Raw genomic sequence first — 26,899 nt, 5'->3', positions numbered from 1 at the left:
GTCTCCGGGAAATCGTCAGGTGAAGCGGGGCGGCAGGCCAAGGCGTTTCAGGCCATTTGAAATATGCCGCAGCACTGCGGCGCGGGCCGCCGCCGGATCGCGCGCGGCGATGGCGGCCACGATGGCGCCATGTTCGGCATCGATCTCGGCCAGGCGGTTTTCGTAACGCAGGCGGCTTAAGCGCGCGAGTTGCATCGCCTCGCGGGCATGACGGCCGACGAAAGCGGCGAAACGGCGCAAGGCCGGGTTATGGGCCGCCGCCGCCAGCACATCATGGAAATGGATATCCTCGTTCAGGCCCAGCCCGCCCTGGTCGATGACACGCCGCATGGCGGCCTGGGCGTCACGCAGCGCCTGCAGGTCGGCCAGGGTGTGGCGTTCGGCGGCCAGCGCGGCGCAATCGGCCTCGATCAGTGCACGCAGTTCGAGCAGATCGGACTCGGAGTCCTCGGCCAGCTTGAAACTGTTGCCGCCGGGCGCGGCGGCAACGAAGGCGCCCTTGCCCTGCCGGGTTTCGACATAGCCGTCGGATTTCAGCCGCGCGATGGCCTCGCGAATCACGGCCCGGCTGACCCCCTGCTGGCCGGCGAGGTTATGTTCGGACGGCAGGCGATGATGCGGCGGCCAGTCGCCTGAGAGGATCGGCTGCAGCAGGGCCTCGACCACCGCATCGACACGGGAGCCGAGTGGTGCAGCAGGCAGGCGGATTTCGGGCAGGGCTGTCATGCTAACCTGCCTGACAAGTTAGATGAATTATTTATCTATTTCAATATATATAAAGGCCGTTTCAGTCCGGCTTGGTCTGCTGGTTCGGTAAGGAGCTGTCGCCGGGGCCGAGCGGCCGCTGCATGAACACGCTGTCGACCCAGCGACCGTGCTTGAAGCCGATCGAGGGCAGGGTGCCGACCACACGGAAACCCAGCGCGGCATGCAGACCTACAGACCCAAGATTCTGCGTGTCGCCGATCACCGCCACCATCTGGCGGTAACCCTGGCCGGTGCACCGGGCGATCAGGTTGGACAGCAGCGCGCGACCGATGCCTTTGCGCGGCGCATCGGGGGCCACATAGATCGAATCCTCGACCGAAAAGCGGTAGGCGATGCGCGGCCGGTAATGATTGGCATAGGCATAGCCCACCACATGGCCACCCAGTTCGGCCACCAGATAGGGGAAACCCTTGCCCAGGATCTCGGCCCGGCGGCGCCCCATCTCGACCTGATCGGGCGGCACTTCCTCAAAACTGCCGAAGCCGTGCAGCACATGATGGCCGTAGATGGCAGTAATCGCGGGAAGATCGCCCTCCTCGGATGGGCGGACGATGAGGGGTAACGCGCTGCTGGTCTGGCTCATGGGCATATCATGGGTAAAGGCTTTTTCCGGACTATGGCATGGGGGGCCGGTCCGGCAAAGCGCCGACCAGACCCGGGCCGGCATGAAACAAAATACACTTGCCGACAGTATGGTCCGGCTCCAGATTCTGGTTATGGGGGAAAATCAACCACCGTCGGACCAGTCGCCATCGGAAACGGCCGCCGCCCTGAAATTCCGCAAAGCCGGTGGGGCGGGCAACGTGTTGCCTAATGCGCCAATCCTGCGCCGCCTGCTGGCTTATTGGCAGTCGAAATGCGGACCTGATGGCCGTCTGCCCAGCCGGGCCGATATTGATCCGCTCGATCTGCGCAGCATGCTGCCCAATATCTATCTGATCGATGTGCAGCCAGATGGCAAATTCCGGCTGCGGTTGTTGGGCGAAGCCCATGTGGCCGTCTATGGTCACGGACTGGTGGGGCGGATCATCGACGATATCTTTCCGCCCCATTCGGCAGCCGAATTCAACCGGCTCTACTCTGCCGTAGTGAAGCGGCGCACCTATCTGATCAATCGCGGCCAGGTGACATGGTGGCAAAGCCATGAATGGCTGCGGTTCGAAGGTTTGCATGCGCCGCTGGCGAGCGACGGCGTCACCATTGACTGCATCTTCGGCGCCGGGGCCTTTGAGAATTTCGGCGATATGCCCGGCTGAAATGCGGATGACAGGGTGTTTGCTGGCCTTTTGGCGTAGATGACACATGCCTACACCTTTCGGCGCAGTTCCTTCTGACAATGGCCTGTGGCTAGATTGCGGCGCTACTTGGCGGTGCGTTGAAAGACGGAACAATCGGAACCGTATATGAACGAGACAGGGCCGGATGCCCCCAGGATCCGCGAAATGCCGGCACCGCAGGATTTGCTGTTGCAGGATCTGCTGGTCTATTGGCAATCGAAATGCGGACCTAGCGGTCGCTTGCCGGGACGCGGTGACATTGATCCGGCCGACAAGCCGCAATTGCTGCCACATCTGTTCCTGATTGATGTCGATGGCACCGGCGATGCCCGGCCAGATTACCGGGTGCGTCTGATCAGCACAGCGCAGAGCGTGATCTATAACGGCAGCTATACCGGCCAGACCATCGAGCAGATGATGGGCAACAAGGCCACACTGTTCCGCCATGCCTTCGACCAGGCGCGGCAACGGCGCGGGCCGGTGGGTTACGCCGGCAAGCTGGTCTGGTGGTTCGGCAAGGAATGGATCGATTTCGAAAGCATCCAGATGCCGCTCGCCAGCGATGGCAACACCATAGACATGATCATCGGGGCCGGGGTGTTCAGCATCATGGGCCGCAAATGGGGCTGAACAGACATCCAGACCGTCTAGCTTTGTGCCGTCAGCCGCGCGGCCACGCCTCTGGGCAGCAACAGCCAGATCTTGCCGGGATGCTTCATGCGGCCGGCGATGCTTTCCGCTTCCGGCCCATGGCCCCAGAACACATCGCCGCGCACAGCGCCGCGGATCGCCCCGCCGGTATCCTGCGCCACCATCAGACGCTGCAGCGGCAGATCCTCGTGCGGCGGCTGGGCAGAGGGCCGCACGGCCGCCAGCCAGAGCGGCAGACCCATGGCATGCAGGCCGCGGTCGACGGCCAGGCTGCGACCGGGCAGCAAAGCCACGCCCTGGGCGCCGGGTGGGCCGTCGCTGTCATCCTTCGGGGCGGGCAATTCCCGGAAGAACACATAGGACGGATTCTGCCGCAGCAGATCGGGCGCGGCGGCAGGATTGGCACGCAGCCAGGCGCGAATGCTCTGCATCGAGACCTCTTCGCGACTGAGTAGGCCGCGATCGATCATCACCTTTCCCACCGCCACATAGCCGTGGCCGTTCTGCGCGGCAAAACCGACCCGCATCTGTTTGCCATCGGCCAACTGCACCAGGCCCGAACCCTGCACCTGCAGGAAGAAGGCATCGGCGGCATCGTCGAGCCAGACCAATTCAAGATTCTTGCCGGCCAATGCGCCAGTCTCGATGCCGCCGCGGTCGTCATAGGGCCGCAGGCGCCCGTCGCGCACCCGGCCAGCTATGCGCTGGCCTTTCAGACTGTCGCGAAATTCGCCCAGATCCACCTGCACCAGATCGGCCGGCTGGCGATAAAGTGGCACGGTATAAGCCCCGCTGCGCTGGCGACTGCCGCGCACCATCGGCTCGTAATAGCCAGTGAACAAACCCTCGGCCCTGCCATCGCCGATCACCGCCACCGGCTGCAATTCACGTTCGACCAGACGGCGCAGACCGGCATCGTCGCCGGGTTTCAACGCATTCAGCCCCGTGCAGAAGGGTTGCCAGTCCTGGCCGCTGCCGTAACGGTCGATGCCATCCAGTGCGGCGGGGCCACGCGCCACCATGCGGGTGCAGCTTCGGCTCAGCGCTGGCAGGGCCTCGGCAACGCGGTCGGCGGCATAACCCGGCAGATCGGCGAAACTGGCGGCGCGGAAAGCCAGCGGCGGTGCCGCCGGCGGTTTCGGCGCGCAGGCCGCCAGTCCGGCCAGCAGCACGGCGGCGAGAAGACGCATCAATTCGGTGCGGTGGTGGCGATCAGCGTCCAGTTCGGATCGCGCGAGCGAGTGTCGCGCGCGAAGGTCCAGATATCGGTGACCTGCTCGACGCTGTTGGCATGGCCGGCAATGACGTGACCCTGGGCATCTTTGGTGACGCTGATCAGCTCGGACTCGAAGCGGATGGTCACTTCGGCGATACGGTTGTTCACCTGGGTCTCGGTGATCTCGGCGCCGCGCAGGCCAACGAACGTGGTTTCCACCGTTTCGCCGCGCTTGGCGCGGTCGTCGATGGCGGCGGCGAAATCGTTAAACACCTCGCGCGACAGCAGCGGGCGCAGGGTTTCCTTGTCGCCAGCGGCAAAGGCGGTGACGATCATCTCATAGGCGGCCTTGGCGCCGCCCAGGAATTCGGCGCCATCGAAAGAGGCGTCGACGGCGCGGATGCGAGCGATCTTCTCGTCCACAGGCTGTTCCGGGGCATCGCGGCGCGGCAGGCTGACCACATTGTCGCCCTCCCGCCCAGCCTCGGCCCCGGCTTTGTCGACCTCGCTTTCGGGGCCGGCGAAGGGCGGGCGGCGGCGGCGCTGCTCATGGCCGCCACGCTGGCCCAGCACGGCGCGCAGGCGCAGGGCGATAAAGCCGGCGATGGCGCCAAGCAGAAGAATGTCGAGAAACTGGAAACCGCCGTCGCCCATCGCGCTGTCCGTTTACCTTTTTGTTAAGTCTAACCCCCGGGATGTCCTGGGTCCAGCCGAACCGGCCGAGACCAATCCGGGACATAACCCGGTCCTGCCTCCGCAGCGAAAAGGAAATAGGAATAAATCGCGCTTTTACAAGCGCCGCGACACCGTGCCGGCAGGAGCCCGTCTTGTCGGTATGGCGCAAAGCATGCTAGGGACAGCCCACATATCGAGCAGAGAGATTGTCTGGCCATGACCGATTACGCCAACCCGCCGTCCGGTTTCAATCCCGATACTGCGCCGCGCTTCGGCCTGAACGCGCAATACACCAAGGACCTGTCGTTCGAGCATCCGATGGCGCCGCGCACCTTCAGCATGGAAGGCGCGCCGCAGATTTCCGTCAATGTCGGCACGCAGGCCGAACGGGTGAACGATACCCTGTTCGAGGTGACGCTGCGCATCCTGTGCGAGGCCAAGCACGGCGAGGAAACCGCCTTTGTCGTCGACCTGTACTATGCCGGCCTGTTCATCATCGCCAACATTCCGCCCGAGCATGTTGAGCCGCTGCTGCTGGTCGAGGCGCCGCGCCTGCTGTTCCCTTTTGCCCGCCGCATCGTCGCCGATGCCACCCGCGATGGCGGCATGCCACCGCTGATGCTCGATCCCATCGACTTCCTGCAGCAATACCAGCGCAGCAAGCAGCTGGAAGCCGAACAACAGGGCATGGCCTGAGGCCAAGCCCATCCGCGAGGCGGCACAGACGGGAAAGGCGGCGAGGGCACGGAAGGTTCGGCATGACCGTTTCCCTGGATGACGCCATCGCCGCCTCCACCCACCCTCGGCTGCTGACCGCCGAATTCCTGACCATCTGCTCGCCGCGCATCCGGCGGTTCTGGGATTACTGGAACAGCAAACGCGGTGCGCGGCCGATGCCATCACGGCGCGACATCGAACCGACCGAAATCCCTGATCTGTTGCCCTATATCGTGCTGACCGAAGTGTTGCGCGAGCCGCCCTTCCTGCGCTACCGCCTGGTCGGGACAAAGCAGGTGGCCGTGCGCGGCCACGATCCCACCGGCGAGCCTGTGCGGGGCCACTACATCGGCCATCATCTGGGCAAAGAAGAGGGCGAGGTCCTGCTGAATTACCGCATCGTCATCGAGCGGCACAGCTTGGTCTACGATTATAATTCGACCATTGGTCCGGCATCGGATGGTGGGTCTTTCGGCATCAAGCCGGTACGCGAGAAAGGCACTTTGCTGCTGCCCTTGTCCAGCGACGGGCAGGATGTCGACATGGTGTTCTGCTGTGCCGACATCGATATGCCGGACCCCGTCACTCCGTCTTGAGCCAGAGCGGGTCTTTTAATTTTGCGACAAAGGCGGCATGAGCTGCCAGTTCTTCCTCGCTGGCGGCATGAGGCCGCGGCGGCCGGGCCGGGCCGCGCTGCATGGGCGTGGTCGCCATGGCTTGCCCGCTGGCATCCATGCCGGCCAGACCCAGGCCCTGTTGCCGCCCGCCGATCAGTTCTAGATAGACCTCGGCCAGCAATTCGGCATCCAGCAAGGCGCCGTGTTTGGTGCGCGCCGAATTGTCGATATTGAAGCGTTTGCATAGCGCATCCAGGCTGGCTTGCGCGCCGGGGAATTTGGCCCGCGCGATCTTCACCGTGTCGATGGCCCGTTCCATGGCGATATGCGGAAAGCCTTCCAGCCGCGCCAACTCGGCATTCAGGAATCCGATATCGAAAGCCGCATTGTGGATCACCAGCGGGTCTTCGCCGACGAAGTCGCAGAACTGCCGCGCAATATCGGCAAACAACGGCTTGTCCTTCAGGAACTCGTCGGAAATGCCGTGCACCTTGAAGGCTTCTTCCGGCATGCTCCGTTCGGGATTGATATAGACGTGATAATGCCGGCCGGTCGGCACATGATTCACCAGCTCGATGCAGCCGATTTCCACAACGCGGTCGCCATCCTGCGGATTGAAGCCGGTGGTTTCGGTATCCAGCACAACTTCACGCACGATCTTTTCCTTCGGCACGTTTCAGTAGATCAGCCAGAACTTCAGCAATCTGCGCCTCGGTTTCAGCCAGCGATACGCCGGTATCGATTACATAATCCCCACCGGCGCGTTTTTCCGCATCCGGCACCTGGCGGGCCAGTATGGCGGCAAATTTTTCTTCCGTCATGCCCGGGCGGGCAAGCACGCGGGCCTTTTGCTTCTCTGCCGGCGCACTGACCACGATCACCGCGTCCACGCCGGCGCGGCCTTTGCCCTCGAACAGCAGCGGGATATCCAGCACCGCGAAGGGCGCGCCGCGCGCTTCGGCCTCGGCCAGGAAATTTTGGCGTTCCATCCCGACCAGGGGGTGCACGATGGATTCAAGTTTTTTAATCTCGTCCGGCTTGCCCAGCACAAGACGGGAAAGAATGTCGCGATCCACGCTGTCGCCCGGCACCGCGGCGGGGAATGCCTTGCGCAAGGGCGCCACGGCGGCGCCGCCCGGGGCATAGAGCGCATGCACGGTGGCATCGGCATCGAACAGCGGTATACCGCGGGCCACGATCATCTTGCCCACGGTGGACTTGCCCATGCCGATGGAACCGGTGAGTGCGACCTTGAGCATCACGGCCTCAATCCGCCAGCACGGCTTCGCGCAATTCAGGTGTTACCGACGGCGCCACGCCGAACCAGGCCTCGAAACCCGGCCGGCCCTGATGCAGCAACATGCCCAGGCCATCCACGACGGGATTACCGCGGCCTTTGGCACGCGCCAGCAGATCGGTCACCAGCGGCGAATAGACGATGTCATTGACCAAAGCCGTGGCCGGCAGGTCGTCGAGGGCGATTTCCAGCGGCGGCTGGCCCGCCATACCGAGGCTGGTGGTGTTGACCAGCAGGTTGACGCCAGCCAAAGCTGCCGCACGGTCGTCCCAGGCAACGGGCTGAACGGCATGGCCGAATTCATCGGCCAGCGCTACGGCCTTTTCGATGCTGCGATTGGCCAGACGCAATTCGGCCACACCGGCATCCAGCAATGCCACGATGACGGCGCGGGCCGCGCCGCCGGCACCCAGCACCATGGCGGGTCCAGCCGAGGCAACCCAGCCGGCCGGGGCATCGGCTTTCAGGCTTTCAATAAAGCCGAAGGCATCGGTATTGCTGCCGTACAGGCTGCCGTCGGGCTGAACGACCACGGTATTCACTGCGCCGATGCGGCGGGCCACATCATCGATCTGCGCCATCAGCGGCAACACGGCGATCTTGTGCGGGATGGTGACATTCACACCACGAAAACCGGGTTCTTTCGGCAGGTCGGCGATGAAGCCGGCCAAATCCTCCGGCGGCACCGGCAGTTTGTCATAGCGGCCCGTCAGGCCATGCTGCTTCAGCCAGAAGCCATGCAGCTTTGGCGACCGCGAATGCGCTACCGGCCAACCGATCACACCGGCGCGCGGAATGATTTCATCGTCATTGGCCGCGCTCATGACCGCAGGACCTTGTTTTCACGCAGGATATCCAGCAGCGGCAACAACGGCAGTCCAAGGATGGTGAAGAAATCGCCCTGGATGCGGCTGAACAGCTGCACCCCCAGCCCTTCGAGTTGATAGGCGCCGACGGATGACAGCACCGCCTCGCCGGCCTGAACCAGATAGGCGTCAAGGAATTCCTCGCTGAAATCGCGCATGGTCAGTCGTGCCACATCCACATGCCGCCAGATCACACTGCCGCCCCGGGCCAGCACCACCGCCGAAACCAGTTCATGTGTCCTGCCGCGCAGGGACAGCAGATGATCACGTGCGGCCTGCATGGTTTCCGGCTTGTCGTACCAGCGTCCTTCGCAGACCAGCATCTGGTCGGCGCCGATGACGAAATCACCACCGGCCGCAGTGGCCGCGCGTTGCGCCTTGAGTTCGGCGAGTGCGGTGGCCGCTTCCGATGCCGGTGCACCTTCGGCTTGCAGGGCCAGCTTGATCTCGCTTTCATCCACGCGGGCCGGCTGGATGGAAAAATCCAGCCCGGCGGAGCGCAGCATGGCCGCCCGCGACGGGCTGGCCGAGGCCAGGATCAGGGTCACGCGCGCGGGCCTTTCTGCGGCGGCGTTTCCAGATCCAGCGCCTGCTGCTTGCGCTGCTCTTCCCGGCGGGCATGCAGGTTGAGGATCGCGGCAGCGGTTTCCTCGATGGAGCGGCGAGTCACGTCGATCATGGGCCAGTTATGCTTGGCGCAGAGCTTACGCGCAATATTGAGTTCCTCCCGCACGCGTTCGTCATCCACATATGCCGTCTCGGTCGATTCATTCATCGAGATCAGGCGGTTTCGCCGGATCGAGACCAGACGGTCGGGCGACGTGGTCAGACCGACCACCAGGGGCTGACGCGCGGTTTCCAGTTCGGGTGGAATGACCAGGCCCGGCACGATGGGCACATTGGCGGTCTTGTAGCCACGATTGGCCAAATAGATCGAGGTCGGTGTCTTGGAGGTGCGCGACACACCCACCAGCACGATATCGGCCTTCTCGATATCGGCCGTCATCTGGCCGTCGTCGTGGGCGATGGTGAAATGCATCGCGTCAATGCGATGGAAATATTCGGCATCCAGCTCGTGCTGCCGGCCCGGCAGATTCTGGGATTTTTCGCCCAGATATTTGCCAAAAGCCAGGATCACCGGATCCAGCACGGGCACGATGGGCAGCTTGGCCTTGGCACAGCCCTTCACCAGGATTTCGCGCAACTGGGGGTCGACGATGGTGAACAATACCAGCCCACCCATGGCGGCGATGGCCTCGACCACGCGCTCCATCTGCAAGGGCTTGCGCACCAGCGCCCAGGTATGGGTTTCCACCTCTTCCTGAGATTTCTGGAATTGCACCAGCGCCGCCTTGGCAACCGATTTCAGCGTCTCGCCAGTGGCATCCGAAACCAGATGGATATGCGGCCGTGCGGTTTTCGGCATCGGGTGAGAAGCGCCTTTCCGGCTGTGGAAAACGGGGAAATAGCGGATAAGGCCAGCCTTTTCCCCAAACTGGTTATTTTCATGCCCGCAAGCCGGTTTTCATGCAACAGACCTGTCACCGGCGGATGGTTTTTTGTATCACCCTGTGCAAAACGGGGAAAACCGAACAAACCCCGGGCCATGTCCAATCATCCCCGTTATCCCCGTCATTCCTGTGGCTGATTCGTGGCGCTTATGCGACGAGTCGGTGCGATTTATCCCAAACCGGCCGCCGGAATGAGCAAATTCAGCCTTTCGGGACAGAGTCCGGGACGGATGGCGGAGAAGCAGTTATCCCCGACTCACACCGCACAACAAACCACTACATCCCTTTTATTTTTAAATAAAATAGAAGAGGAATAAGGAATGGCCCGTCTTCCCCCCGCTCAGGCTGAACAGCCAACCAAACCCCTGTTATGCACCCTCGCCGGCTTGCCCAGCGAACGGCCACCCATGTGGCTCATGCGGCAGGCTGGACGCTACCTGCCGGAATACCGGGCCACCCGTGCCCAGGCGGGCAGTTTTCTGGACCTATGCTACAACCCGGCGCTGGCCGCCGAGGTAACGCTGCAGCCGATCCGTCGCTTTGGCTTCGATGCCGCCATCCTGTTCGCCGATATCCTGCTGGTGCCACAGGCGCTTGGCCAGGGTTTGGCCTTCAAGGAAAACGAAGGGCCGGTGCTGGATGCCATCCGTGCGGTGGGTGAACTGGCACGTCTGGATCCCAAGGGCATCCATAAGCGTCTGGAACCGGTCTACGAGGCGGTGAGTCGTATCAAGGGGGAGCTACCCCCTGACTGCACGCTGATCGGCTTTGCCGGGGCGCCCTGGACGGTGGCGACCTATATGCTGGAAGGGCGCGGATCCAGCGACCATGCCGCCGCCAAGACCTGGGCCTTCGGCAATCCCCGTGGCCTCGATACCCTGATGGATATCCTGGTGCAGGCGACCACCGATTATCTCGACCGGCAGATCGTTGCCGGTGCGGAAGTCGTGCAGTTGTTCGATACCTGGGCCGGGGTTCTGCCCGAGGCTGAATTCCGGCGATACTGCATCGAGCCGGTACGGCGTATCATCGCGGTGCTCAAGCAAAAGCACCCGCAGGTGCCGGTGATCGCTTTCCCGCGTGGGGCTGGTGCGCTGTACGAAGGTTATGCCGCAGCGACCGGCGCCGATGCCATCGGCCTGGATTATACCGTGCCGCTGGCCTGGGCCCGTGACCATCTGTGGAACAAGACGCCGGTGCAGGGTAATCTCGACCCGCGTCTGCTGGTGGTGGGCGGCCAAGCCATGGCGGAAGCCGTGCAGCGCCTTCTGCGCAGTTTCCCCGGTCGCAATCACATCTTCAACCTGGGCCATGGCATCGTGCCGGAAACGCCGGTGCGGCATGTGGAAGAGTTGGTGCGGCTGGTGAAGGGCACCGAGACGGCTGTGTGACGACCGCCACGTGACGTGTGCGTCACATCCGACCCAGATCCTCAATTGCCGCTGCCACCATACCGGTGCCGATCGCGATCATCAGGATATCGCCCGCCACGCGCACATGGCGGTAGCCGGCTGGCGGTGGACTGAGACGGATCATCAGCTCGTGCGGCAAATCATAGAAGATCACATCGTGCGGCAGCGGCCGGCCCATAGTCCATTTTTTTGCCTGGCCCGGCGGCAGACAGCCGTTGTTTTTCCTGGCTAAGCCGGGAGGGCAACGGCCGCTGAGGGCCACGCCGCCGAAATAGTCATGCACGATCATCCGGTCGTTATTGTTGAAGGAAAAATTGATCGTGATGTCGCTGCCACCATGGGGGCCGCCATTGCGAGGACCGGCGCCGCGATCCCTGTTTGGATGACCCTTGTTTGGATGACCGCCTGGCGGATCGGCAAAAGCCGGCAGGCTGGGCGTTACACCGGCCAAGGCAACGGCAACGCCAAGACCCAGTATAAACAGACGGGATGGAACCAGACGGGAATGATGGCGGGACATGAAATTTCTCCGGCTTGATACTGCCGACAGACAAGTCTGTCATTTTTAAATCCTGAGCCGGATTGCGGCGCTTTTATGTCGGAAAATTCGCCGTATTCTATTCTTTTTCTCAAGTCCTGCGGCGTTTTGGGCTGTTGCTGAGGTGGGGTTTCAGTCTAAATCCCTGTTCATCATGCCCCAGAAAACCGCCGTCATTTTATTCAACCTCGGTGGGCCGGACAGTCAGTCGGCTGTTCAGCCTTTCCTGTTCAATCTTTTCAACGATCCGGCGATCATCCGGCTGCCCAATCCGTTTCGCTGGCTGCTGGCGAAACTGATTTCATCCCGCCGTGCCCCGAAGGCAGCCGAGATTTACGACAAGATGGGCGGACGTTCGCCGATCCTGCCGCAGACCGAAGCGCAGGCTGCCGCTCTGAAAACAGCTTTGGGCAGCGATGACTACGCGGTGTTCATCGCCATGCGCTACTGGCATCCGTTTGCTGGCGAAGCGGCGAAGGCGGCGAAGGACTGGGGCGCGGAACGTGTGATCCTGTTGCCGCTCTACCCGCAATTTTCCACCACCACCACCGGATCGTCGCTGGCCGACTGGCAACGTGCGGCAAAGCAGGTCGGTCTCGATGTACCCACGGCGGCAATTGGCTGTTATCCCGATGAACCGGGTTTCATCGCGGCGCAGACGCAACTGCTGCAGGCCGCCTTGCTGCAGGCCGAGGCGATGGGCAAACCGCGCATCCTGTTTTCCGCCCATGGCCTGCCGAAAAAGGTGGTGAGCGACGGCGATCCATATCAGATGCAGGTGGAAAAAAGCGTGGCGGCGATCCAGCGCCAGCTCAAACGCCCCGATCTGGAAATGCAGATCTGTTACCAGAGCCGCGTCGGGCCACTGGAATGGATCGGACCGGCCACCGATTCAGAAATTGAACATGCCGCGAAGGACGGCCGCGTGGTTGTGGTGGTGCCGGTGGCTTTCGTGTCCGAGCATTCCGAGACACTGGTGGAACTGGATATCGAATATGCCGAACTGGCGCAGCATAATGGCGCGGCCGGCTATATACGGGTTCCCACTGTGGGCGTGCAGCCGGAATACATCGCCGGACTGGTTCGCCTGATGCGCGGCGCCATGGGCCGGCAGGATGTGTTCGACGGCGCGCCGCGTTGCGGCAGCGGCGAACGGCCCTGCGGGAATGCGTGGCGGCGCTGCGTCTGCAAAAGCTGAGGTATTCAGTCTCGCCAGAATGGCTTGTTCACCTCGCGCCGCACATCCACGTCGCTCAGGCCCAGATCGCGCCAGGCCAGGCTGCCCATGGCGGCAAGCTGGCGCCGCTCACGTGTTCGGCGCTGCCAGCAGCGCAGCAGGGCAACCAGACGATTGAACCGGAGTTTGATTATTCCAGAGCGTCTATCGTGTGATAGCGGCATGGAGAGCATATCGCTGCAGGTCATCTCAGGCCTCCACGGGTTGCATGGTCTTTTCAAAGTCGCGTATGGCGGCGATGAAGGCAGGCGGCACTGGTATCGGTCGCCGGCTGGCCAGTCCAACGGCGACATAGGTGATGCGGCCCAGCACCAGCAACTCGTCCCCGCGCCAGACGGGGAAGGCAAACTGGAAACTGGTGCGGCCGATATGCGGCACCGCGACCCCGATCTCGAGGTCATCGTCCAGCCGGGCGGAACTGCGAAACTCGGCTTCGGTTTTCACCGCCAGGATATCGGCGCCATCATTGGCCATCCCTGAGCGCAGGCTGTAGCCGACGGCGCGCAGGTATTCGTTGGCGGCGCTGTCGAAAAACACGAAGTAATTCGGATTGAACACGATGTCCTGCGGGTCCAGGTCGGCCCAGCGGACCCGGTAGGGATACAGGAAGGGAACGTCATCACGCTGCATGGCACCGGCCCTTGAAATATGTATGACTCACTCATATATATTACTCATACATATTTTCGTCAACCGGCCTTTTCGCATTGACCCCCACCGGACGGCAGCCTTAAATCCGGCCAGGTAAAGGCCGGCAGGATTTCCGCGGAGAAAGCCATGGCATTGCGCGAAGACACCACCGTCAATCTGCTGGGCGCCCTGGGCGTTGCCGTCACGGATCGCATCCGCGACGGCGTCGATGCCGCTGGCGAGCATGGCGGCCAGGCCGGTGCGGCGCTCACCACCATTGGCATCCTGCCCGGCCTTTCCATCGGCAAGCTGGCCGAGGTGCTGGGACTTACCCATCCGGGCACGGTGCGGCTGGTCGAGCGGTTGGTGGCGGAAGATCTGGTGGAAAAGACGCCTTCGGCCGAAGACGGGCGCACCATGGCGCTGAAACTCACGCCGCTGGGACGGCAGCGGCGGCGTGACATCCTCAACCAGCGCCAGCGCCGGCTGCAGGCGTTGCTGGAAAACTTGAGCGCGACCGAGCGAAAGCAGTTCGATGGATTGCTGCGCAAGATTCTGGGCCATCTGCCGGTCTCGCGGCGCGAGGCCCATGCCGTCTGCCGCTATTGCGATGCCGGCCCGTGTTTCCGCAATGGCTGTCCGGTGGACGGGGCTTGTGGCGAGCCGCAGCCGTCAGACTTGCGGGTCTGAGCGCCCGGAGTTAAGCAGGCGCATGCTCTACGACTGGCTGAAAGCCCTGCATGTCATATCGGTGATCGCCTGGATGGCCGGCATGCTCTATCTGCCGCGGCTCTATGTCTATCACTGCGAGGCGACACCGGGTTCGAAGGAATCCGAAACCTTCAAGGTGATGGAACGCCGCCTGCTGAAAGCCATCATCAATCCGGCCATGGGAGCTACCTGGATTTTCGGTCTCTCCATCGCTTGGCTGGGCCACCATTGGGACCAGCCGTGGTTTTGGGCCAAGGTGGTGCTGGTGCTTGGCATGCAGGGGGCTCATGGCGGGCTGGTACATTGGCAGCGCGACTTTGCCGCCGACCGCAACCGGCACAGCCAGCGTTTCTACCGCTTCATCAACGAAGTGCCGACCTTACTGATGATCGGCATCGTGATTCTGGTGATCGTCAAGCCATTCTGATCGCTTGGTTTCCATCGGCCGACAAGCTCTTGCGACGGACTGTTGTTCCTGATATGTGCTATATTTAACAGGCAATCGCGGGATTCACCGATTACCGGCGTGATAAAGGAAGGGTGCAATTTATTACAGGCACCCTGTTTCAACTGCCGCTAAGGTGCCGCCGCGTAAAGTTTTCGTGGCATTGATCACAGAGCGGGCCGCAGCTTTAGCTTGTCCATACTATTTGCGCCCTTTACTTCTTCGCGCATGCAAAAAAACCGGGGGTTCCCGATGTCGGTGCGTTCCTTGCGTCTCAGCGGCCCACTGGCCGCCGCTGTTTTGTTCTGTCTTTCCCTTACGGCAGCTGCCGCGCAGGCTCAGGGCGGCCCCGGCGGACCGCCGCCGGTGACGGTAGCCAAGCCGGTGGTCAAGCCCATCGTGGAGATGGACGAATATACCGGTCGCTTCGATGCCGTCGGCGCCGTGGAAGTCCGCGCCCGTGTCAGCGGTTATCTCGATACCGTGCATTTCCAGGATGGCGCCACGGTGAACCAGGGCGACCTGCTGTTCACCATCGACCGTCGCACCTATCAGGCAAGCTTCAATCAGGCCCAGGCCACCCTCAACACCCGCCAGACCGAATTCGACCTGGCCAAGGTGGAATACGAACGCTACCAGCGCCTGGCCCAGACCGGTGCTGCTGCGGCCGCCACGCTGGACCAGCGTCGCCAGACCTTCCTGGCTGCTCAGGCCAACATCGCCGGCGCCCGCGCAGCCCTGGAGACCGCGCGGCTGAACCTGAGCTTCACCGAAATCCGCGCGCCGATCGCCGGTCGCATCTCGCGCAAGCTGGTCACCGAGGGCAACCTGGTGCGCGAGAACGAGACGCTGCTGACCACCATCGTGCAACTCGACCCGGTGCATTTCTATTTCGACATCGACGAGCGCTCGTACCTGGCCTACCAGCGGATCGCCAAGCAGAATGGTGGGAATGGCAACGGAAAGGGCCTGGCGGTGGCCGTGCAGCTTTCCGACGAGAAGAGCTTCACCCACAAGGGCAAACTTGATTTCACCGACAACCGCATCGATGCCGCCACAGGCACCATGCGACTGCGCGCCGTGTTTGAGAATAAGGACCTGTTCCTCACGCCGGGCCTGTTCGGCCGCATCGCCGTGCCGGGCAGCCCGGAATACCAGGCCGTTCTGCTGCCCGATGAGGCGATCCTGACCGACCTCGATCGCCGCTATGTCTATGTCGTCGGCGCCGAGGGTGCCGTGCAGCAGCGGCCGGTGAAGCTGGGTTCGCGCACCGACAGCTATCGCATCATCCGCGAGGGCCTGAAGGGCGATGAAACGGTCGTCATCAATGGCCTGCAGCGCGTGCGTCTGGGCGGTGGCCGCGTGACGCCGCAGCCGGTAACCCTGCCACCGGTTTGGCAGGGGCTGCTGGCGTTGCCGCAGCCGGGCGCCCAGGCGGGTGCTCCGCAGGGTGCGTCGAAGTAATCCCTTTTCCGCTTACGCCGCGAGGCAGCCATGAAGTTTGGACATTTCTTCGTCGACCGGCCGATTTTTGCCGCCGTCATTTCCATCGTGACGGTGATTGTCGGCGCGATCGCCTATACCCAATTGCCGATCAGCGAATATCCGGAAATCGCACCCCCGCAGATCAACGTGACCGCCAGTTATCCCGGCGCCGATGCCGAGACGGTGGCGCGCACCGTGGCCACGCCGATCGAGCAGGAAATCAACGGCGTGGAAAACATGCTGTACATGTCGTCCTACTCGACGGCGGCCGGCGTGATGCAGCTCACCGTCACTTTCCGCCCGGGCACCAATCTGGACGACGCCCAGGTGCAGGTGCAGAACCGCGTTTCCATTGCCGAACCGCGTCTTCCTGAGGAAGTGCGCCGTCAGGGCATCACTACGCGCAAGCAGGCCGGCGACTTTTTGATGGTCGTGCACCTGCTTTCGCCCGACAAGCGCTACGACGAGCTTTACATCGCCAACTACATGAACCTGCGCATCCGCGAGCAGCTTCTGCGGCTGGATGGCGTTGGCAACGTGACCGTGTTCGGCGGCAGCGAATACGCCATCCGCATCTGGCTCGACCCAACCCGGCTGTCCGCCTACGGGCTCTCGGGTTCCGATGTGGTGGCCGCGTTGCAGGCGCAGAACGTGCAGGTTTCCGGCGGCGCGCTGGGCCAGCAGCCGGCGCCTGACAGCAACCCGCTGCAAGTCATGGTGACAACGCAGGGCCGTTTCGATGACGTGCGGCAGTTCCGCAACGTGATCGTCAAGAGCGGCACTGATGGCCGTATCGTGCAATTGGAAGATGTGGCCCGCGTCGAGATGGGCGGCAAGGATTACACCAGCCGCAGCTATCTCGATGGACAGACCGCCGTGGCGATGGGCGTATTCCAGCGCCCCGGCACCAACGCGCTTGCTACCTCGGAAGAGGTGATCGCGAAAATGGAGGAGCTGAAGAAGGATTTCCCGCCCGGCCTGGAATATACCATCATCTACAACCCGACCGAATTCGTTGCCCAGTCGGTGGACGAGGTCTACAAGACCCTGATCGAGGCGATCATCCTGGTCGCGCTGGTGGTGCTGGTCTTCCTGCAGAACTGGCGGGCGGCACTGATTCCGATCCTCGCCATCCCGGTGTCGCTGATCGGTACCTTCGCGGTGATGGCGGGCTTTGGTTTCACGCTCAACGTGCTCAGCCTGTTTGGCCTGGTGCTGGCCATCGGCATCGTGGTCGACGACGCCATCGTGGTGGTGGAGAATATCGAGCGCAATATCGCATTGGGCATGAGCCCGCGCGATGCCGCGCATGAAACCATGGACGAGGTGGGAACGGCGGTGGTCGCCATTGCCGTGGTGCTGTCGGCGGTGTTCATCCCCACTGCCTTCATTCCTGGCATTTCCGGCCAGTTCTACAAGCAGTTCGCATTGACCATCGCGGCCGCCACTATCATCTCGGCTTTCAACTCGCTCACGCTGTCGCCGGCTCTGGGCGCCATCCTGCTGCGCCGGCATGAAAAGAGCGAACACCACAGCCCGGCCTTCCCGCCATTGCGCTGGCTGCAGATTGCGGCCGACAAGTTCAATACTGGGTTCGACCGCATGGGTAGCAGTTATGGCCGTTCGGTAGGCCGCATCGTGCGGCGCCGGGTGGTGATGCTGGGTGTCTACGGCCTGCTGGTCGCCGCGACCGGCTTCATGTTCTACAAGGTGCCGCAGGGTTTCATCCCCCCGCTGGATCGCGGCTATGCCATCGTCGTCATCCAGCTTCCCGATGGCGCGTCCCTGAGCCGCACCGACGAGGTGACGCAGAAGGCCACCAAGCTGATCGAGAGCACCCCGGGCGTGGCCCACATCGTGGCGATCCCCGGTTTCAACGGCGCGACCTTCACGAACTCCAACAATGCCTCGGTGATGTTCACGCCGTTTGAGCCTTTCGAGGAACGTCTGGCCAAGGGTCTGACCTCGGATGCCATCGTCGGCCAGATGATCGGCCGGTTGCAGGCGATTGAAGAGGCCTTCGTTATCGCCATCCCTCCGCCGGCCGTGCCCGGCATCGGTTCGGGCGGCGGTTTCAAGATGCAGTTGCAGAACCGCGCCGGCGATGATGTCCGGCCGCTCCTGGCGGCGGCCTATCAGATGATGGGCCGGGCCATGCAGACCCCGGGTGTCACCGGCGTGTTCACCACCTTCTCGGCCTCGTCGCCCCAGGTCTTCCTCGAGATCGACCGCGTGAAGGCACAGATGCTGAACGTGCCGCTGGCCAATGTGTTCGAGACATTGCAGGTGAATCTCGGTTCCGCCTATGTGAACGACTTCAATGCCTTTGGCCGTGTCTTCCAGGTGCGCGCCCAGGCCGATGCCGGCTTCCGCCTCACCAAGGAGGATATCCAGCGTCTGAAGGTGCGTTCCGCCAGCGGCGACCTGGTGCCGATGGGTACCCTGGTCGAGCTGCGAGAGACAGCCGGGCCCGACCTGATCCAGCGCTACAACATGTATGTGTCGGTACCGCTGCAGGGCAACACCGCGCCGGGCTATTCCACCGGCCAGTCGCTGACTGCCATGGAACAACTGGCCGGCCAGGTGCTGCAGCCGGGTCAGGGTTTCGAGTGGACGGAAATCGCCCTGCAGGAACGCCTGACCGGTAACACGGCGATCTTCGTGTTCGTGCTGGCCATCGTGTTCGTCTTCTTGGCGCTGGCTGCCCAGTATGAAAGCTGGGTCCTGCCGCTGGCGATCATGCTGATCGTGCCGATGAGCATGCTGTTCGCCCTGTTCGGCGTCTGGCTTGCTGGCATCGATAACAACGTGCTGGTGCAGATCGGCCTTGTGGTGCTGATCGGCCTGGCGGCCAAAAACGCGATCCTGATCGTGGAATTCGCCCGCCAGATCGAGCATGAAGGCAAGAGCGCGGTGGATGCGGTGATCGAGGCCTGCCGCCTGCGCCTGCGGCCGATCCTGATGACGGCCTTCGCCTTCATCCTTGGCGTGCTGCCGTTGGTGGTGTCTTCGGGCGCCGGTGCCGAGATGCGGCGTTCGCTGGGCACCGCGGTGTTCTCCGGCATGATCGGTGTGACCCTGGTGGGCCTGTTCCTCACGCCGGTCTTCTATGTGGTGTTGCGCGGCTTCGTGCGTCGTCGCAGCACGGCTGCCGCCGTGCCGCCGGTGGAGCCGCAGACCGGCGAATAAGAAGTCTGGCGATCAAGACAGCCGGTCAGGACCGAAACGACAGCGGGCCCGGAGTTATCCGGGCCCGTTTTCTTTTTGGCTTTCTACGGCTCAGATCCGCAGCATGGCGGGATCGAGGGTGAAGAGTTCCTGCGGCGCCTCGACGCCGCGCAGGGCATAGCGGCCGAGCGATACGCATTCCTCGCGCAGGCCGCCGGCCGCCGCCCGGAATGCCGCCGACAGGATCGCGGGCTGGTCCACGGAACGGGCCATGCCCGAGATGCGCGACAGTTCGTTCACGGCCGGGCCGACCACGGTAAAATCCAGTCGATCCTCGCCGCCGAAATTGCCATACAGCACCTCGCCCACATGCAGGGCCACCGACATGTCGGTGACCGGCAGGCCGGCGTTGGCGCGCTGGTTGCGCACGCTGCGCAGTTCCTTCGTGCAGGATTTCAGTGCGTTCAACGCGGCGCGGCAGGCATTCTCGAGATTCCCGTCATCGCGGAATATGGCCAGCACGCCGTCGCCCATGAATTTCAGCACCTCGCCGTCATGGGCATGCACGGCGGCTACGGCGGCGCCGGCATAATCGTTCAGCAGCGGCATGATCAGCTCGGGCGAAACGGTATCGACCAGACGGGTGAAGCCGCGCAGATCGCTGAACCATAACGCGGCCGAGATCCGTTCTGCCTCGCCGCGGCCGATGGTGCCCGACAAAACCCGGCGTGCGGCATTGCGGCCGAGATAGGTTTCCGCCAGCGTATCGGCGATGCGGCGCACGCTGGCCGAACGGATGGCGGCGGCCGCAAACGGGATCAGCGCCCTCAGCGTCTCGATCTGCTTGTCACTGTATCCCTCGGCGTGATCGGTGCTCCAGGACGCATAGATGGAATCGAGCTGGCCGATCACCGCGCGCTCGCCGAAGCGTGTCATGGTGACGAAGTAATCGGTGAAGCCTTCGGCGGCCAGGTCGGCAATGACGGGGAACGGATAGCTGCCATTCATGCCCAGCATGCGCACGCGCAAATCGGCCTCGCCGCTCTGCTCCAGGTAATAGAAGGGGCTTTCCTGCCATTTGCGCTGGCCTTCGGCACTGACCGAGCGGCCGAATTCGTGCAGCACGGTTTCCGGCTGGTCGCGGTGCCAGCCGAAGATGCGGCCGGCCAGCACGGGATGCAGGGTGTCGGCGCCGAGCAGGGCGCGCGTGACCGGAATGCCGGCCCGGTTCAGGCCGGTGCAGAAGGTGGCGAGCATCTCGCCCTCGCTGGCGCCTTCCAGCGAGGCATCGGCGATGCAGCGGGCGATCTGGGTGAAGACCTGAGGATCCATGATCGCAGCATATACCGCTGCACAACGGAAAGAGCGATGGGAAGAGTCGTCTTTTTCGGAAGCGAGGTGTGCGAGTATCTGCCTGGAAACAAAGTATATGACTGTGTCAAAACGCGGCCGATTGACCCGGCCGGTCGTCGCCCGTAGAGAGGAGGCGCCTGCCCGCTTGGCGGAATTGGTAGACGCACGGGACTTAAAATCCCGAGGCCGCAAGGCCGTGCCGGTTCGAGTCCGGCAGCGGGCACCATCCTTTCAGACCGTATTTTCAAAGCCAGTCTTGACATTACTATCGCAAACTATATCTTAAGATACGTCGAAAGACACTATCGAATGACAGGAGTAAACATGAATCCTTTTATTTTCAACGTGATGCGGGAGAAAGCTGCGCATCGCTGTATGCGCCGTGGCCATCGTCACGGCGGTTTCCGGGGCAAATTCGCCGCTTTCTTCGATGACGAGGGCGGCCTAGGCGGCCATGGTTTCCGCGCCAGCCGCATGGTCAATGCGGCCGACCTTCAGCTGCTGATCCTTGCCCTGCTGGAACAGAAGCCGCGCCATGGCTACGAGATCATCAAGGCGCTGGAGGAACATTCCTCGGGCTTCTATGCGCCCAGCCCCGGCGTGATCTATCCGGCGCTGACATACCTGGAAGAAATCGGCCATGCCAGCGTGGCGGCCGAGGGCACCAAGAAGCTGTACAGCCTGACCGAAACGGGCGCCGCCTATCTGGGCGATCATCGCGCCCAGGCCGATGCCATGCTGGGCCAGCTGGCCCGCATCGGTGAGAAAGTGGCGCGCGCAAAGCAGTTCTTCCGCGGCGGCGAGGATATGGAGGATGCCGGAGCAGAGGCGTCAACCAACATGCGTGCGGCGCGGCGCAATCTGAAGCTTGCATTGCTGGAAAAGGCCGATGCCGCGCCCGAGGAACAGCGCCGCATCATCGACATCCTGGTGCGTGCCGCGAAGGACATTCGCGGACAGCAGTGAGCGTGCAGGGGGGATCAATGTGGGGCAGTGATCTGGCAACCTGGAAAGGCCACAGCATGCGAGGCCATCGGTACCGCGTCACCATCGAACATCTGGGCGGCCCCCGCGAGGATACGCCGATCCAGCCGCCGCTGTGTTTCGAGGCGGTGAACCATGACGATATCCTGGGTATCGTCGCGCGTCTGCAATCCAGCGGCGCGTATCAGCCCGACGAGGCTGCCTCGCTGGGCATCGGGTTGAAGCTGTTTTCCGAAGTGATGCTGAAACGCCGCGACGATCCGCTCTTTGCCGCCCTCAGCCCGGCGATCCGCGCTTTCATTGGCGGTCTGAAGGAACGTGGCCGGGCGGCGCAGGCCGGCTAGACAAGCCGGTGACTGCCGTCACAATCGACGTCAGTTGCCGGATTTCGCTTGATTTACCGCAATGCAGCATCAAGGCTGGCAGCGCAGTCTTTAATGCGCTCCGATCCGGGGCCCGGGGCCTGACGGAGGGGCCGCTGACATGCGTCGTATTCTGTTGATCCTGTTGCTGGTCGTGCTGGCCGGCGGTGCCGGCGGCTGGTGGTACCTGCAACAGCGTCGGGCCGCCCTGCCGCCCGGCTTTGCCGCCGGCAATGGCCGCATCGAAGCCAACGAGATCGACATCGCCACCAAATACGCCGCCCGCGTGCTGGAAGTGAATGTGGAGGAAGGTGATCTGGTGCAGGCCGGCCAGGTGATCGCCAGACTCGACACCCGCGAACTGGAAGCGCAGTTGCGCTCGGCCGAGGCGCAGATCGCCCAGGCCCAGCAATCGCGCAATCAGGTGTTGGCCGAGATCAACCAGCGCCAGAGCGAACTTTCCCTCGCCGACAAGGAATTGCAGCGCGCACTGGTGCTGTCGGGCAAGAATTTCGTCTCCGAGCAGAAGGTCGACCAGCAGCGCAACATCCGCCGCACGGCGGAAGCCGCGCTGGCGGCGGCCGAAAGCAAACTCGGCGGCGCCGACGCGGCAATCCATGTCGCCGAAGCCGAGGCCGAACGTATTCGCGACCTGCTGAAGGATGGCACCCTCACTGCACCGCGGGCGGGGCGTATCCTCTTTCGCCTGGCCGAGGCCGGCGAGGTGCTGGGCGCCGGCGGCAAAGTCGCCACGCTGCTCGATCTTTCCGATGTCTACATGACCTTCTTCCTACCCTCGGAATCGGCCGGCCGCGTGGCGATCGGCGCCGAGGCACGGCTGTTGCTGGATGCGGCCAGCACCCGTGCGGTGCCGGCCCGGGTGTCGTTCGTATCCTCGCGGGCGCAGTTCACGCCCAAGCAGGTGGAGACGCGCAGCGAACGTGAACGCATGATGTTTCGCATCAAGGCGCGCGTGCCGCAGAGTCTGGTTCAGGAATACCTGGATCAGGTGAAAACCGGCCTGACCGGCATGGCCTATGTACGGCTGGATGCCGGCGCTGTTTGGCCGGCCTGGCTTGACTCCGACCTGACGGCGAAAGTCGCAACCCAAGCGACGCAATGAATGCCGGCGATCCGCATGGCGGTCTGAGCATCGCCCATGTCAGCCATCGTTACGGCAAGACCGTCGCGCTGGAGGATGTGAGCCTCGATCTGGCGCCGGGGGCCGCGCTGGCGCTGGTCGGCCCCGATGGCGTCGGCAAATCGACCTTGCTGGCGCTGGCCTCGGGCGCCAAGAAGCTGCAGCAGGGCAGTATCACGGCGCTGGGCGCCGATTATGCCAGCCGCAACGCGCGCGAGGGCGTGCAGCCGCGCATTGCCTATATGCCGCAGGGTCTGGGCCGCAATCTCTATGCCAATCTCACGGTGGCCGAGAACGTCGCTTTCTTCGCCCGCCTGTTCGGCCATGACCGTGCCGAGCGCGACCGCCGCATACCCATTTTGCTGGAGGCCACCGGCCTGTCGCCCTTTGCCGACCGGCCAATGCACAAGCTCTCGGGCGGCATGAAGCAGAAGCTGGGCCTGTGCTGTGCGTTGGTGCACGACCCTGATCTTCTGATTCTCGACGAGCCCACCACCGGCGTGGATCCACTGTCGCGCCGGCAATTCTGGGACCTGATCGAGACCATCCGCCAGAGCCGGCCGCAACTGGCCTTGCTGGTTGCCACCTCGACGATGGACGAGGCCGAGCGTTTCAGCCATGTGATGATGCTGGACCAGGGTCGCATTCTCGCCGGCGGCAGCCCAGCCGATCTGAAGGCACAGAGTGGCACGGCATCACTGGAACAGGCTTTCATCGCGCTGCTGCCCAAGGAAAGACGTGGCGGCCTGGATGGTGAACCGGCCCTGCCGCCGCCGCGTTTCGGCGAAACGGAGGAGCCGGTGATCGCGGCCAAGGGCCTGACGCGCCGCTTTGGCGATTTCACCGCCGTCGATCATGTCGATCTGGCGATCCGGCGCGGTGAGATTTTCGGTTTTCTGGGCTCCAATGGCTGCGGCAAAACCACGACCATGAAGATGCTCACCGGCCTGTTGTCGGCCACGGAAGGCGAAGGCTTTCTGTTCGGCCAGGCGATTTCGGCCGGGGATTTTTCCATCCGTCGCCGCATCGGCTACATGGCGCAGAGCTTTTCGCTGTATGGCGAGCTGACAGTGCGGCAGAACCTGATGCTGCATGCCGCGCTTTACGGTCTGGACAATGCCCGTGCCCTGGAACGCAGCAAGGCAATGGTGAGCCATTTCGATCTGAAGGATCATCTGGATGCAGTGGCGGATACCCTGCCGATGGGCGTGCGCCAGCGCCTGTCTCTGGCGGTCGCGATCATTCATGATCCGGAAATCCTGATTCTGGACGAGCCGACCTCGGGCGTCGATCCGGTGGCGCGCGAAAGCTTCTGGCGCGAATTGCTGCGTCTGGCGCGTGAGCAGGGCGTCACCATTTTCATTTCCACCCATTACATGACAGAGGCGACACGCTGTGACCGCGTCGCCTTCATGCATGCCGGCCGCGTGATCGCCACCGGCGCACCGGCTGAGTTGCAGCAGGCGCAGAATGCTGCCAGCCTGGAAGAGGCTTTCATCTCCTATATGGAACTGGGCGGCCGCAGCGTGGAGGAACCCACACCCGCGATCATGACTGCGCAAACGGAAACGCCCGCTGCTCCGCGCGGTTGGTTCTCGGGCCGGCGCCTGCGTGCCTATGCCTGGCGCGAGAGCATCGAATTGCTGCGTGATCCGATTCGGCTGGCCTTTGCGCTGTTTGGTACCGTCATCCTGATGCTGGTTTTCGGCTTCGGCATCACCTTCGACGTCGACAATGTCACATTCTCCGTGCTGGACCGCGACGGCACGCCGGAAAGCCGCGCCTATGTCGAGACCTATTCTGGATCGTCGTATTTTAAACGCGAAATGGATGCGGCCGATGGCGCGACGCTGGTGCAACGGCTGCGCGGCAACCGGATCGCCCTGGCCATCGAGATTCCGCCCAATTTCGGCGCCGATCTGCGTCGTGGCCGTGCACCGGAGGTTTCGGTCTGGATCGACGGCGGCATGCCGTTCCGCGCCGAGACCATCGAGGGATATGTGAATGGTGCGCATGCCAGTTTCCTGGCCGATTTGGCGCGACAGCAAGGCATCAGCGCGAGTCCGTCGGCCAGCCTGGTCATGCGCTATCGCTACAACCAGGCTTTCCGCAGCATCGATGCCATGGTGCCGGCCCTGTTTGCCATGATGCTGATGCTGATCCCGGCGATCCTCGCCACGCTGGGCGTGGTATCGGAGCGTGAACGCGGCTCGATCACGAACCTGTACGTGACGCCGGTACGGAAACTGGAATTCCTGCTGGGCAAGCAGGCGCCCTATGTGGCGCTGGCCTATGTAAACGTGCTGGTGCTGACCGCGATGGCAGTGTTCATTTTCGGCGTGCCGCTGAAGGGCAGCCTGCTCGGCCTGCTGATTGGCGGGTTTTTCTATGTGCTGGCCAGCACCGGCATCGGCATGGTCACGTCCTGCTTCACCCAGAGCCAGGTTGCGGCCATGTTCGGCACAGCCGTATTGACCATCATGCCCACGGTGCATTTCTCCGGCCTGATGCAACCGGTTTCGACCCTGCAGGGCGGGGCACGGTTGATCGGCTCGAGCTTCCCAGCCACCTATTTTCTGCGCACCAGCGTTGGCGCCTTCACCAAGGGGCTGGGGCTGGTTGACCTGATACCCTTCATCCTTGCCACCGCCGCCTTCTGGCCCATTCTGCTCGCCATGGCGTGGCTGTTCCTGCGCAAGCAGGAGGCATGACGATGCTGAGCCTGCGCAACATCTGGCAGCTTTGCCGCAAGGAAATCACCAGTCTGCTGCGCGACCGCGTGCTGTTCATCTTCATGATCTATGCATGCACGCTGATGGTCTATGCCCAGGCCACCGGCACCTCGCATGATCTGGTGCGGGCATCCCTGGGTGTCGTGGATGAGGATCGGTCGGCCCTGTCCCAGCGGATTATCGATGCCTTTCAGCCGCCGCGTTTCCAGGCGCCGGTAATGGTGGCACCGCAGGAGGTGGACCGCGCCATGGACCATGCGCGGTATACCTTCGTGCTGAATATCCCGCCCGATTTCCAGGCCGATGTGCTGGCGGGTCGCGGCCCGGAAATCCAGTTGCTGATCGACGCCACGGCGGTGATGCAGGCCGGTATCGGCGGCAACTACATCAGTTCGATCGTGGCCGACGAGATCGGCCGCTTCCTGCGCCGCGATGCCGCCGCCGGCAGCGATGCCGTGGAGCTGAAACTGCGGGTCGCCTTCAACCAGACCCTGGAATCCACCTGGTTCACCGGTGCCATGGCCCTGCTGCAGGTTCTGAACATGCTGGCCATCCTGCTGACCGGGGCGGCGCTGATGCGCGAGCGCGAGCATGGCACGCTGGAGCACCTGCTGGTGATGCCGGTGCGCGCCAGCGAGATCATGCTGGCCAAGATCTTCGCCAATGGCGGCGTGATCTTAAGCATGTCGCTGGTATCACTGTTCGTGGTTCTGGAGGCTTTGCTGGGCCTGCGGGTGGCCGGTTCGGTACTGCTGTTCTATGCCGGAACCGCGATTTACCTGTTCTTCGCCGCCGCCTTAGGCATTTTCCTCGCCACCCTGGCGCGCACGATGGCGCAGTTCGCCCTGCTGTTCATGCTGGTGCAGATGCCGATGCAGTTGTTATCGGGTGCTTTCACGCCGCTGGAAGCGATGCCCGATTGGCTGCAGATGGCGGTGCAACTTCTGCCGACCAAGCATTATGTGGCTCTGACGCAGGCGATCCTGTCGCGCGGCGCCGGGCTGGATGTGGTGTGGCCGGAATTCCTGGCGATCCTGGCCATGGGTGCCGCGGCCTTTGCCTTCAGCCTAATACGCTTCCGCGACTTCCTCAGCCAGCAGCAGTGA

At 63.0% G+C, this 26,899-nt stretch carries 29 protein-coding genes and 1 tRNA gene; 17 read left to right on the top strand and 13 right to left on the bottom strand.

The genetic code is table 11. From position 1 onward, the window contains the following. Window positions 1-15: 15 nt before the first annotated feature. Window positions 16-726 carry a FadR/GntR family transcriptional regulator gene (locus ACE3OO_RS08585; protein WP_374301780.1) on the bottom strand — a complete coding sequence of 237 codons (711 nt, stop codon included), beginning with the start codon at window positions 724-726 and terminating at the stop codon, window positions 16-18. 61 nt (window positions 727-787) lie between these two features. Beyond that, the gene (locus ACE3OO_RS08580; RefSeq protein ID WP_374301778.1) at window positions 788-1,261 is read right to left on the bottom strand and encodes an N-acetyltransferase family protein; all 474 of its coding nucleotides are present in this window, start codon (window positions 1,259-1,261) and stop codon (window positions 788-790) included. A gap of 13 nt (window positions 1,262-1,274) precedes the next feature. On the opposite strand from ACE3OO_RS08580, the gene ACE3OO_RS08575 reads away from it, so the two are divergent. Both ACE3OO_RS08575 and ACE3OO_RS08570 read left to right on the top strand, forming a co-directional pair. Next, window positions 1,275-2,024 carry a PAS domain-containing protein gene (locus tag ACE3OO_RS08575; protein ID WP_374301776.1) on the top strand — a complete coding sequence of 250 codons (750 nt, stop codon included), beginning with the start codon at window positions 1,275-1,277 and terminating at the stop codon, window positions 2,022-2,024. Window positions 2,025-2,210: 186 nt separating this feature from the next. Then, on the top strand, window positions 2,211-2,675 hold the full coding sequence (locus tag ACE3OO_RS08570; protein ID WP_374301774.1) for a PAS domain-containing protein: 465 nt from the start codon (window positions 2,211-2,213) through the stop codon (window positions 2,673-2,675). Window positions 2,676-2,692: 17 nt separating this feature from the next. Here the strand turns inward: ACE3OO_RS08570 and ACE3OO_RS08565 are convergent, their stop codons facing one another. Both ACE3OO_RS08565 and ACE3OO_RS08560 read right to left on the bottom strand, forming a co-directional pair. After that, window positions 2,693-3,886 carry a murein transglycosylase A gene (locus ACE3OO_RS08565; RefSeq protein WP_374301773.1) on the bottom strand — a complete coding sequence of 398 codons (1,194 nt, stop codon included), beginning with the start codon at window positions 3,884-3,886 and terminating at the stop codon, window positions 2,693-2,695. Continuing rightward, on the bottom strand, window positions 3,886-4,566 hold the full coding sequence (locus ACE3OO_RS08560) for a Tim44/TimA family putative adaptor protein (protein WP_374301771.1): 681 nt from the start codon (window positions 4,564-4,566) through the stop codon (window positions 3,886-3,888). The genes ACE3OO_RS08565 and ACE3OO_RS08560 overlap by 1 nt, the downstream gene beginning before the upstream one ends. Before the next feature lie 237 nt (window positions 4,567-4,803). Here ACE3OO_RS08560 and secB point away from each other — a divergent pair, with 237 nt between their 5' ends. Continuing rightward, window positions 4,804-5,283: a protein-export chaperone SecB gene (secB, locus tag ACE3OO_RS08555; protein WP_374301769.1), complete on the top strand. Its 480-nt coding sequence runs from the start codon at window positions 4,804-4,806 to the stop codon at window positions 5,281-5,283. A gap of 62 nt (window positions 5,284-5,345) precedes the next feature. Beyond that, on the top strand, window positions 5,346-5,900 hold the full coding sequence (locus ACE3OO_RS08550; RefSeq protein ID WP_374301767.1) for a PAS domain-containing protein: 555 nt from the start codon (window positions 5,346-5,348) through the stop codon (window positions 5,898-5,900). Here ACE3OO_RS08550 and dnaQ read toward each other — a convergent pair. The 5 genes from dnaQ to ACE3OO_RS08525 are packed head-to-tail and all read right to left on the bottom strand — an operon-like array spanning window position 5,887 to window position 9,510. After that, a complete protein-coding gene (gene dnaQ / locus ACE3OO_RS08545) occupies window positions 5,887-6,576 on the bottom strand; it encodes a DNA polymerase III subunit epsilon (RefSeq protein WP_374301765.1) in 690 nt (229 codons plus the stop codon). The genes ACE3OO_RS08550 and dnaQ overlap by 14 nt on opposite strands. Beyond that, the gene (coaE, locus tag ACE3OO_RS08540; protein WP_374304675.1) at window positions 6,569-7,180 is read right to left on the bottom strand and encodes a dephospho-CoA kinase; all 612 of its coding nucleotides are present in this window, start codon (window positions 7,178-7,180) and stop codon (window positions 6,569-6,571) included. Before coaE ends, dnaQ begins: the two co-directional genes overlap by 8 nt. A 7-nt stretch (window positions 7,181-7,187) precedes the next feature. After that, entirely contained in the window at window positions 7,188-8,042 is an 855-nt protein-coding gene (locus ACE3OO_RS08535) for a shikimate dehydrogenase (RefSeq protein ID WP_374301763.1), read from the bottom strand. Further along, window positions 8,039-8,632 carry a nucleoside triphosphate pyrophosphatase gene (locus ACE3OO_RS08530; protein WP_374301761.1) on the bottom strand — a complete coding sequence of 198 codons (594 nt, stop codon included), beginning with the start codon at window positions 8,630-8,632 and terminating at the stop codon, window positions 8,039-8,041. The genes ACE3OO_RS08535 and ACE3OO_RS08530 overlap by 4 nt, the downstream gene beginning before the upstream one ends. Further along, window positions 8,629-9,510 carry a pyruvate, water dikinase regulatory protein gene (locus ACE3OO_RS08525; RefSeq protein ID WP_374301759.1) on the bottom strand — a complete coding sequence of 294 codons (882 nt, stop codon included), beginning with the start codon at window positions 9,508-9,510 and terminating at the stop codon, window positions 8,629-8,631. Before ACE3OO_RS08525 ends, ACE3OO_RS08530 begins: the two co-directional genes overlap by 4 nt. A gap of 405 nt (window positions 9,511-9,915) precedes the next feature. On the opposite strand from ACE3OO_RS08525, the gene hemE reads away from it, so the two are divergent. Beyond that, window positions 9,916-10,986 carry a uroporphyrinogen decarboxylase gene (gene hemE / locus ACE3OO_RS08520; RefSeq protein WP_374301757.1) on the top strand — a complete coding sequence of 357 codons (1,071 nt, stop codon included), beginning with the start codon at window positions 9,916-9,918 and terminating at the stop codon, window positions 10,984-10,986. 22 nt (window positions 10,987-11,008) lie between these two features. Here hemE and ACE3OO_RS08515 read toward each other — a convergent pair whose 3' ends face one another. Next, window positions 11,009-11,296, bottom strand: coding sequence for an RcnB family protein (locus ACE3OO_RS08515; RefSeq protein WP_374301755.1), 288 nt, complete (start codon window positions 11,294-11,296; stop codon window positions 11,009-11,011). Here ACE3OO_RS08515 and ACE3OO_RS08510 point away from each other — a divergent pair. Both ACE3OO_RS08510 and hemH read left to right on the top strand, forming a co-directional pair. Then, entirely contained in the window at window positions 11,285-11,545 is a 261-nt protein-coding gene (locus ACE3OO_RS08510) for a hypothetical protein (RefSeq protein ID WP_374301754.1), read from the top strand. The genes ACE3OO_RS08515 and ACE3OO_RS08510 overlap by 12 nt on opposite strands. 154 nt (window positions 11,546-11,699) lie before the next feature. After that, on the top strand, window positions 11,700-12,743 hold the full coding sequence (gene hemH / locus ACE3OO_RS08505; RefSeq protein WP_374301752.1) for a ferrochelatase: 1,044 nt from the start codon (window positions 11,700-11,702) through the stop codon (window positions 12,741-12,743). A gap of 5 nt (window positions 12,744-12,748) precedes the next feature. On the opposite strand, the gene ACE3OO_RS08500 is transcribed toward hemH, so the two are convergent. Then, window positions 12,749-12,970, bottom strand: coding sequence for a DUF1127 domain-containing protein (locus ACE3OO_RS08500; protein WP_374301750.1), 222 nt, complete (start codon window positions 12,968-12,970; stop codon window positions 12,749-12,751). Between the two features lies 1 nt (window position 12,971). After that, a complete protein-coding gene (locus ACE3OO_RS08495; protein ID WP_374301748.1) occupies window positions 12,972-13,412 on the bottom strand; it encodes an acyl-CoA thioesterase in 441 nt (146 codons plus the stop codon). Between the two features lie 147 nt (window positions 13,413-13,559). On the opposite strand from ACE3OO_RS08495, the gene ACE3OO_RS08490 reads away from it, so the two are divergent. From ACE3OO_RS08490 to ACE3OO_RS08475, 4 genes are all read left to right on the top strand, one after another. After that, window positions 13,560-14,102, top strand: coding sequence for a MarR family winged helix-turn-helix transcriptional regulator (locus tag ACE3OO_RS08490; RefSeq protein WP_374301746.1), 543 nt, complete (start codon window positions 13,560-13,562; stop codon window positions 14,100-14,102). A 22-nt stretch (window positions 14,103-14,124) separates the two neighbouring features. Beyond that, window positions 14,125-14,550, top strand: a complete 426-nt coding sequence (gene hemJ, locus ACE3OO_RS08485; RefSeq protein ID WP_374301744.1) for a protoporphyrinogen oxidase HemJ — start codon at window positions 14,125-14,127, stop codon at window positions 14,548-14,550. 270 nt (window positions 14,551-14,820) lie between these two features. Further along, window positions 14,821-16,032, top strand: coding sequence for an efflux RND transporter periplasmic adaptor subunit (locus ACE3OO_RS08480; RefSeq protein WP_374301742.1), 1,212 nt, complete (start codon window positions 14,821-14,823; stop codon window positions 16,030-16,032). Window positions 16,033-16,062: 30 nt separating this feature from the next. Further along, window positions 16,063-19,242: an efflux RND transporter permease subunit gene (locus ACE3OO_RS08475; protein WP_374301740.1), complete on the top strand. Its 3,180-nt coding sequence runs from the start codon at window positions 16,063-16,065 to the stop codon at window positions 19,240-19,242. Between the two features lie 90 nt (window positions 19,243-19,332). Here the strand turns inward: ACE3OO_RS08475 and ACE3OO_RS08470 are convergent, their stop codons facing one another. After that, the gene (locus ACE3OO_RS08470) at window positions 19,333-20,553 is read right to left on the bottom strand and encodes an adenylate/guanylate cyclase domain-containing protein (RefSeq protein ID WP_374301738.1); all 1,221 of its coding nucleotides are present in this window, start codon (window positions 20,551-20,553) and stop codon (window positions 19,333-19,335) included. 160 nt (window positions 20,554-20,713) lie between these two features. Here ACE3OO_RS08470 and ACE3OO_RS08465 point away from each other — a divergent pair. The 6 genes from ACE3OO_RS08465 (at window position 20,714) to ACE3OO_RS08440 (ending at window position 26,899) form a co-directional block, all read left to right on the top strand. After that, a tRNA-Leu gene (locus ACE3OO_RS08465) sits at window positions 20,714-20,800 on the top strand. Window positions 20,801-20,898: 98 nt separating this feature from the next. Next, window positions 20,899-21,540, top strand: a complete 642-nt coding sequence (locus ACE3OO_RS08460) for a PadR family transcriptional regulator (RefSeq protein ID WP_374301736.1) — start codon at window positions 20,899-20,901, stop codon at window positions 21,538-21,540. A gap of 56 nt (window positions 21,541-21,596) precedes the next feature. Then, on the top strand, window positions 21,597-21,902 hold the full coding sequence (locus tag ACE3OO_RS08455) for a DUF3861 domain-containing protein (RefSeq protein ID WP_374301734.1): 306 nt from the start codon (window positions 21,597-21,599) through the stop codon (window positions 21,900-21,902). A gap of 139 nt (window positions 21,903-22,041) precedes the next feature. Beyond that, entirely contained in the window at window positions 22,042-23,043 is a 1,002-nt protein-coding gene (locus tag ACE3OO_RS08450) for an HlyD family secretion protein (protein ID WP_374301732.1), read from the top strand. Further along, on the top strand, window positions 23,040-25,772 hold the full coding sequence (gene rbbA / locus ACE3OO_RS08445) for a ribosome-associated ATPase/putative transporter RbbA (RefSeq protein ID WP_374301730.1): 2,733 nt from the start codon (window positions 23,040-23,042) through the stop codon (window positions 25,770-25,772). The genes ACE3OO_RS08450 and rbbA overlap by 4 nt, the downstream gene beginning before the upstream one ends. Then, window positions 25,769-26,899: an ABC transporter permease gene (locus ACE3OO_RS08440; protein WP_374301728.1), complete on the top strand. Its 1,131-nt coding sequence runs from the start codon at window positions 25,769-25,771 to the stop codon at window positions 26,897-26,899. Before rbbA ends, ACE3OO_RS08440 begins: the two co-directional genes overlap by 4 nt.

The sequence above is a fragment of the Ferrovibrio sp. genome (genome assembly GCF_041906005.1).
Taxonomy (GTDB): Bacteria; Pseudomonadota; Alphaproteobacteria; order Ferrovibrionales; family Ferrovibrionaceae; genus Ferrovibrio.
Note: the sequence above shows the minus strand (reverse complement) of the source record. Positions and strands in the feature narration are given on the sequence as shown.

Bases quoted from the DNA above. Each gene is read 5' to 3' on its own strand.
- ACE3OO_RS08585 (WP_374301780.1), bottom strand. From the start codon at position 726: ATGACAGCCCTGCCCGAAATCCGCCTGCCTGCTGCACCACTCGGCTCC.
- ACE3OO_RS08575 (WP_374301776.1), top strand. From the start codon at position 1,275: ATGGCAGTAATCGCGGGAAGATCGCCCTCCTCGGATGGGCGGACGATG.
- ACE3OO_RS08570 (WP_374301774.1), top strand. From the start codon at position 2,211: ATGCCGGCACCGCAGGATTTGCTGTTGCAGGATCTGCTGGTCTATTGG.
- ACE3OO_RS08565 (WP_374301773.1), bottom strand. From the start codon at position 3,886: ATGCGTCTTCTCGCCGCCGTGCTGCTGGCCGGACTGGCGGCCTGCGCG.
- ACE3OO_RS08560 (WP_374301771.1), bottom strand. From the start codon at position 4,566: ATGGGCGACGGCGGTTTCCAGTTTCTCGACATTCTTCTGCTTGGCGCC.
- secB (WP_374301769.1), top strand. From the start codon at position 4,804: ATGACCGATTACGCCAACCCGCCGTCCGGTTTCAATCCCGATACTGCG.
- ACE3OO_RS08550 (WP_374301767.1), top strand. From the start codon at position 5,346: ATGACCGTTTCCCTGGATGACGCCATCGCCGCCTCCACCCACCCTCGG.
- coaE (WP_374304675.1), bottom strand. From the start codon at position 7,180: ATGCTCAAGGTCGCACTCACCGGTTCCATCGGCATGGGCAAGTCCACC.
- ACE3OO_RS08535 (WP_374301763.1), bottom strand. From the start codon at position 8,042: ATGAGCGCGGCCAATGACGATGAAATCATTCCGCGCGCCGGTGTGATC.
- ACE3OO_RS08525 (WP_374301759.1), bottom strand. From the start codon at position 9,510: ATGCCGAAAACCGCACGGCCGCATATCCATCTGGTTTCGGATGCCACT.
- hemE (WP_374301757.1), top strand. From the start codon at position 9,916: ATGGCCCGTCTTCCCCCCGCTCAGGCTGAACAGCCAACCAAACCCCTG.
- ACE3OO_RS08510 (WP_374301754.1), top strand. From the start codon at position 11,285: ATGCACGATCATCCGGTCGTTATTGTTGAAGGAAAAATTGATCGTGAT.
- ACE3OO_RS08515 (WP_374301755.1), bottom strand. From the start codon at position 11,296: ATGATCGTGCATGACTATTTCGGCGGCGTGGCCCTCAGCGGCCGTTGC.
- hemH (WP_374301752.1), top strand. From the start codon at position 11,700: ATGCCCCAGAAAACCGCCGTCATTTTATTCAACCTCGGTGGGCCGGAC.
- ACE3OO_RS08500 (WP_374301750.1), bottom strand. From the start codon at position 12,970: ATGACCTGCAGCGATATGCTCTCCATGCCGCTATCACACGATAGACGC.
- ACE3OO_RS08495 (WP_374301748.1), bottom strand. From the start codon at position 13,412: ATGCAGCGTGATGACGTTCCCTTCCTGTATCCCTACCGGGTCCGCTGG.
- ACE3OO_RS08490 (WP_374301746.1), top strand. From the start codon at position 13,560: ATGGCATTGCGCGAAGACACCACCGTCAATCTGCTGGGCGCCCTGGGC.
- hemJ (WP_374301744.1), top strand. From the start codon at position 14,125: ATGCTCTACGACTGGCTGAAAGCCCTGCATGTCATATCGGTGATCGCC.
- ACE3OO_RS08480 (WP_374301742.1), top strand. From the start codon at position 14,821: ATGTCGGTGCGTTCCTTGCGTCTCAGCGGCCCACTGGCCGCCGCTGTT.
- ACE3OO_RS08475 (WP_374301740.1), top strand. From the start codon at position 16,063: ATGAAGTTTGGACATTTCTTCGTCGACCGGCCGATTTTTGCCGCCGTC.
- ACE3OO_RS08470 (WP_374301738.1), bottom strand. From the start codon at position 20,553: ATGGATCCTCAGGTCTTCACCCAGATCGCCCGCTGCATCGCCGATGCC.
- ACE3OO_RS08460 (WP_374301736.1), top strand. From the start codon at position 20,899: ATGAATCCTTTTATTTTCAACGTGATGCGGGAGAAAGCTGCGCATCGC.
- ACE3OO_RS08455 (WP_374301734.1), top strand. From the start codon at position 21,597: ATGCGAGGCCATCGGTACCGCGTCACCATCGAACATCTGGGCGGCCCC.
- ACE3OO_RS08450 (WP_374301732.1), top strand. From the start codon at position 22,042: ATGCGTCGTATTCTGTTGATCCTGTTGCTGGTCGTGCTGGCCGGCGGT.
- rbbA (WP_374301730.1), top strand. From the start codon at position 23,040: ATGAATGCCGGCGATCCGCATGGCGGTCTGAGCATCGCCCATGTCAGC.
- ACE3OO_RS08440 (WP_374301728.1), top strand. From the start codon at position 25,769: ATGACGATGCTGAGCCTGCGCAACATCTGGCAGCTTTGCCGCAAGGAA.